Here is a 5522-nt window from a genome sequence, read left to right as displayed (position 1 = left end):
GGCAAACCCATCCTGCTGCGCCTGGATTACGACGCCGGCCACGGCATCGGCAACACGCGCAAGCAGCAGATGCTGGAGCGGGCCGATGTCTACGCCTTCCTGCTGTGGCAGATGGGCGTCGAGGGCTTCCAGCCCAAGGCGCCCTGAGCCGGATGCAGGAGCCGGCGATGAACGACCGCGCCGCCCAACTGCGCCGCTCGCTGGTGCGCAACCTCGACGAGGTGGCGCTCGAGCGCCAGCAGCGCGAGCCGCTCTACGACACGCTGTGCGGCGGCGTCTCCGACGGCACCGCGGCGCGCAAGCTCGGCGCCGGCTACGACGTGCTGGCGCCCGGCAAGCGCAGTTGCCCCTACCACCTGCACCACGCGCAGGAGGAGATGTTCGTGATCCTCGAGGGCAGCGGCACGCTGCGCGTGGCCGGCGAGATGGTGCCGGTGCGCGCGGGTGACGTGGTCTTCATCCCGCCGGGGCCGGACTATCCGCACCAGTTCATCAACACGTCGGATGCGCCGATGCGCTACCTCAGCATCAGCACGCAGGAGCGGCCGGAGCTGTGCGAGTACCCCGACTCGGGCAAGGTGGCCGGCTACGTGCGCGGCCTGCGCATCATCCAGCGCCCGGGCGAGGCGCTGGACTACTGGGACGGGGAACCCTAGCGCTCAGCGCAGCTGCGGCGCCATCTCGCGCATCGCCTTGACCATGCCGGCGCCCACACCGGCGCCGAAGCGCTTGGCCAGCCGCTCGGCGACGTTGTCGTGCGGCGTGTAGTCGATGATGTCCTCGGCCTTGACCACCTCGCGGGCGACGAAGTCGAGGTTGCCGGTCTTGTCGGCCAGGCCGTGCTTGATGGCTTCCTCGCCGTTCCAGAACAGGCCGGAGAAGGTCTCCGGTGTCTCCTTCAGGCGCGCGCCGCGGCCCTGCTTCACCACCGCGATGAACTGCTGGTGGATCTGGTCGATCATCGCCTTGGCGAAGGCGCGATGCTGCTCGTTCTGCGGCGAGAACGGATCGAGCATGCCCTTGTTCTCGCCGGCGGTGAGCAGGCGTCGCTCGACGCCGAGCTTCTCCATCGTGCCGGTGAAGCCGAAGCCGTCCATCAGCACGCCGATGCTGCCGACCAGGCTGGCCTTGTCGACGTAGATCTCGTCGGCGGCCACCGCGATGTAGTAGGCGCCGGAGGCGCACATCTCCTCCACCACCGCATACACCGGCTTCTTGTGCAGCGCCTTGAGGCGGCGGATCTCGTCGTTGACGATACCGGCCTGGACCGGGCTGCCGCCGGGCGAGTTGATGCGCAGCACCACGGCCTGGGCCCCCTGATCCTCGAAGGCGGACTTCAGCGCCGCCACCAGGTTCTCGGCGCTGGCCTCGGTGTCCACCGCGATCTCGCCGCGCACTTCCACCAGGGCGGTGTGCGGCGCGCTCTTCGCCGCCGGGCCGACCGGCGAGGAGAACAGCAGCGTGGCGACCACCAGCACCAGCAGCAGCCAGGCCAGGCGGAAGAAGATGCGCCAGCGGCGATCGGCGCGGCGCTCGCGCAGCAGGTCACGCGCCAGTTCCTCGAGGTTGCCCTCCCAGGCCGGCGACTTCGCGGTGGAAGCGCCGGACGCTGCCGGCGCCGGGGCCGGGCTGCCGAAGGCCGGCTCCACGCGGGCGCCGGAGGTGGGTTCGTCAGGTGTGCTCATCGCGGGGCGCTCAGTCGGCGAATGGAGGTTGAGTGTCGCGGGAAGGATACCAATACACCTGCCCGTCCCTTTCCTCGACCTCGATGGCCACGAGGCGGCCGCGGCCGCAGGGGCCGCCGACACACCGCCCGCTGCCCGGATCGTAGGCCGCGCCATGGATCGAGCAGAGGATGAACTGCCGCTCGCTGTCGAGGAACTGGCCCGGCTGCCAATCCATCTCGGTGGGCACGTGGGCGCAGCGGTTCAGGTAGGCCACCACCTTTCCGTCGACGCGCAGCGCGAAGGCGCGCGCCGGCTGGCGGTACTGCAGCACGTCGAAGACGATCGCGTCGCCGCGCTCGGCCAGCTCGGCCGAGGCGCACAGGTGCTGGGCCTCGCCCGGTCGCTCGGACCCTTGCGGCTCAGGCATGCTGCAGCAGCCAGTCGTGCAGCTCGCGGGTGGAGTGCGCGACGAAGCGCGTATCGAAGTCCTCGAAGGCTTCGTGCTCGTGGGCGCCGTAGCTCACGCCGATCGACGCCGTGCCGGCGTTGGCGGCGAGCTGCAGGTCGTGCGTGGTATCGCCGATCATCAGCGTGCGCTCCGGCTCGACCCCGAATTCGCGCATCAGCTCCAGCAGCATGCGCGGGTCGGGCTTGGAGGCGGTCTCGTCGGCGGTGCGCGTGGCGTGGAACAGGCCCTGAAGTGCCACCGTGCGCAGCGCCTCGTCGAGCCCGCGTCGGCTCTTGCCGGTGGCCACGCCCAGCCAGTGGTGGCGGCCCTTGAGGTCATGCAGCATCGGCAGCGTGCCCTCGAACATCACGATCTCGTGCTGCTTGGCGAAGTAGTGGTGGCGGTAGCGGTCGGCCAGCTCCTTGTAGCGCTCGCGCGGCAGCTCGGGCGCGGCATGGGTCAGCGCTTCCACCAGCCCCATGCCGATCACGTAGCTGGCTTCGCGGTCACTCGGCACCGTCACACCCACGTCGCGGCAGGCGGCCTGGATGCAGCGGGTGATCAGCGCGGTGGAATCGAACAGCGTGCCGTCCCAATCGAACACGATCAGGTCGAACTGGCGGGGTCGGGTCATGTCGGGGCGGAAAGCGTCGCGAGAAAAGCCTCGCATTCTGGCGGCAACGGCGCCTCGAGCTCGATCACCTCGCCGCTGGCGGGGTGCTGGAAGCGCAGCCGCTTCGCGTGCAGGAACATGCGCTCGAAGCGTGCCGCGCCACGCGCGACCGCCTTGTTGCGCGCGAAGTCGCCGTACTTGTCGTCGCCGACGATCGGGTGGCCTTCGTGGGCGAGGTGCACGCGGATCTGGTGGGTGCGGCCGGTCTTGATGGTCACGTCGAGCAGGCTGTAGCCGCTGTAGCGTCGGGCGACCTTGACGAGCGTGATCGAGCGCTTGGCTTCCTCGTGGCCAGCCTCGACGGCGCGAACGCGACGCTCGCCCTCGCCGGTGAGGAACTTGTGCAGCGGCACGTCGATGACCTTGCGGCTGGCCGGCCAGTCGCCGGTCACCAGCGCGGCGTAGACCTTGCCTGTCTCGCGCGCGCGCAGCTGGTCCTGCAGCGCAGTCAGCGCCGAGCGCTTCTTGGCGATCAGCAGCAGGCCCGACGTCTCCTTGTCGAGGCGGTGCACCAACTCGAGAAACTTCGCCTGCGGCCGCGCCTGGCGCAGCTGCTCGATCACGCCGAAGCTCACCCCGCTGCCACCGTGCACCGCCACGCCGGCGGGCTTGTTCACCGCGATCAGGTGCTCGTCCTCGAAGACCACCGGGAACTCGCGCGCCGGCGCCGGCGCGGCCGCCGCCCGCTCGGCCACGCGCACCGGCGGCACGCGCACGACGGCGCCGACTTCGAGGCGCGTGTCGGCCGAAGCCCGGCCCTTGTTGACGCGCACCTCGCCGGAGCGGATCACCCGGTAGACGTGCGTCTTGGGCACGCCCTTGAGCAGCCGGATCAGGAAGTTGTCCAGCCGCTGGCCCTGGGAGCCTTCGTCGACCGTGAGGCGCAGCACGGATGGCGCGTTCGCGCCGGACACGGCCGCCGAGCTTTTCCCACCTATAATCGGCCGGTCCACGCTGTGCTCTAAGTGCTTGATTCTTCGGAGTTTAGCCTCGCAGCCAGGGTGGCGGGCCGCTCAGGAGAGCGGCCAATCCGGTGATGCAACGCAGCGCGGTCCCCCGCAGGAGCCGTCCCGAAGCGACGGCGCGGCGAGAGAAGCGATGCGGCAGAGCGAACGAACAACGAACCCAGAACAAGGTTTCCCGGACTGGAGACAAGCCCTGCGGCCACGCCGCAACGACTGCGCTCCCGTCCGCGTCCAGTGATCCCAGGCGGATGTCGACCCCGGTTTCCCCCGCATCGCGAACAGGCTGCATGGCGCAGCCCGCGACCGGCCACGCCATCGCACCAGCATGCCGGCCCACGAGGCCCGCGCGCTGGCGCTGCTCCGCCCCTCCCACTGTCACGCACGCGCCAACGCTGCGGTTGCACCCGATCTGCTGATCGGCCGCACTGCAGTCCAGGGCGATTCCTTCCGGTTCCCACGCGTTCTCTCGTGCATCGAAGCGTCGCCTTCCGCATCCGCGGGCGGTGACTGTTGATGTGGCGTCGCCCTGCAAGGCGGCGCCGGAGGAGTGCACATGAAACGCATGCTGATCAATGCGACGCAGCAGGAAGAGCGTCGCCTGGCGATCGTCGACGGCCAGAAGCTGCTCGACTTCGAGACCGAGATCGAAGGGCGCGAGCAGCGCAAGGGCAACATCTACAAGGCCGTCGTCACGCGCGTCGAGCCGTCGCTCGAAGCCTGCTTCGTCGACTACGGCGAAGACCGCCACGGTTTCCTGCCCTTCAAGGAGATCGCCAAGGAGTACTTCAAGCAAGGCGTCTCCGTGCGCGACGCGAAGATCCAGGACGTCATCGCCAACGGCCAGGAACTGCTGGTGCAGGTCGAGAAGGAAGAGCGCGGCAACAAGGGCGCGGCGCTGACCACCTTCGTCTCGCTGGCCGGCCGCTACCTGGTGCTGATGCCCAACAACCCGCGCGGCGGCGGCGTGAGCCGGCGCATCGAGGGCGAGGACCGCGAGGAGCTGAAGGAAAACCTCGAGTCGCTCGACTACCCCAAGGGCATGAGCCTGATCGCCCGCACTGCCGGCATCGGCCGCTCGGCCGCCGAGCTGCAGTGGGACCTTAACTACATGCTCAAGCTGTGGGAGGCGATCGACGGCGCGGCCAAGGCCGGCAAGGGCGCCTTCCTGATCTACCAGGAATCGAGCCTGGTGATCCGCGCCATCCGCGACTACTTCACCGCGGACATCGGCGAGATCCTGATCGACACCGACGACATCTTCGAGCAGGCGCAGCAGTTCATGAACCACGTGATGCCGGAGACGGCTCACAAGGTCAAGCGCTACCGCGACGACGCGCCGCTGTTCAGCCGCTTCCAGATCGAGCACCAGATCGAGACGGCCTTCAGCCGTACCGTCAACCTGCCTTCCGGCGGCGCGATCGTGATCGACCACACCGAAGCACTGGTCAGCGTCGACGTGAACTCGGCGCGCGCCACGCGCGGCAGCGACATCGAGGAAACCGCCACCCGCACCAACCTCGAGGCGGCCGACGAGATCGCCCGCCAGATGCGCCTGCGCGACCTCGGCGGCCTGATCGTCGTCGACTTCATCGACATGGAGGAGAGCAAGAACCGCCGCGAGGTCGAGACGCGCCTGCGCGATGCGCTGCGCCAGGACCGCGCCCGCGTGCAGTTCAGCTCGATCAGCAAGTTCGGCCTGCTCGAACTCAGCCGCCAGCGCCTGCGCCCGGCGCTGTCCGAGGGCAGCCACATCACCTGCCCGCGCTGCA

6 protein-coding genes are annotated in these 5522 nt (G+C 69.2%); 2 read left to right on the top strand and 4 right to left on the bottom strand.

The features are described 5' to 3' along the window. The first annotated feature begins 167 nt into the window (after positions 1-167). Positions 168-656 carry a cupin domain-containing protein gene (locus AB7U92_RS20890; protein WP_428581532.1) on the top strand — a complete coding sequence of 163 codons (489 nt, stop codon included), beginning with the start codon at positions 168-170 and terminating at the stop codon, positions 654-656. A 3-nt stretch (positions 657-659) separates the two neighbouring features. Here AB7U92_RS20890 and AB7U92_RS20885 read toward each other — a convergent pair whose 3' ends face one another. The 4 genes from AB7U92_RS20885 to AB7U92_RS20870 are packed head-to-tail and all read right to left on the bottom strand — an operon-like array spanning position 660 to position 3678. Beyond that, a complete protein-coding gene (locus AB7U92_RS20885) occupies positions 660-1685 on the bottom strand; it encodes a S49 family peptidase (protein ID WP_428581530.1) in 1026 nt (341 codons plus the stop codon). A 10-nt stretch (positions 1686-1695) separates the two neighbouring features. Then, positions 1696-2094: a Rieske (2Fe-2S) protein gene (locus AB7U92_RS20880; RefSeq protein ID WP_428581528.1), complete on the bottom strand. Its 399-nt coding sequence runs from the start codon at positions 2092-2094 to the stop codon at positions 1696-1698. Next, entirely contained in the window at positions 2087-2749 is a 663-nt protein-coding gene (locus tag AB7U92_RS20875) for an HAD family hydrolase (protein ID WP_428581526.1), read from the bottom strand. The genes AB7U92_RS20880 and AB7U92_RS20875 overlap by 8 nt, the downstream gene beginning before the upstream one ends. Next, positions 2746-3678 (bottom strand): RluA family pseudouridine synthase, encoded by a 933-nt coding sequence (locus AB7U92_RS20870; RefSeq protein WP_428581523.1) that lies wholly within the window; start codon positions 3676-3678, stop codon positions 2746-2748. Before AB7U92_RS20870 ends, AB7U92_RS20875 begins: the two co-directional genes overlap by 4 nt. Positions 3679-4306: 628 nt before the next feature. Here AB7U92_RS20870 and AB7U92_RS20865 point away from each other — a divergent pair. Then, a partial coding sequence (locus AB7U92_RS20865; protein ID WP_428581521.1) for an Rne/Rng family ribonuclease occupies positions 4307-5522 on the top strand: 1216 nt, incomplete at its 3' end.

The organism is Piscinibacter sp., assembly GCF_050175855.1.
GTDB lineage: Bacteria > Pseudomonadota > Gammaproteobacteria > Burkholderiales > Burkholderiaceae_C > Piscinibacter.
This window is presented reverse-complemented; position numbering and strand designations above follow the sequence as displayed.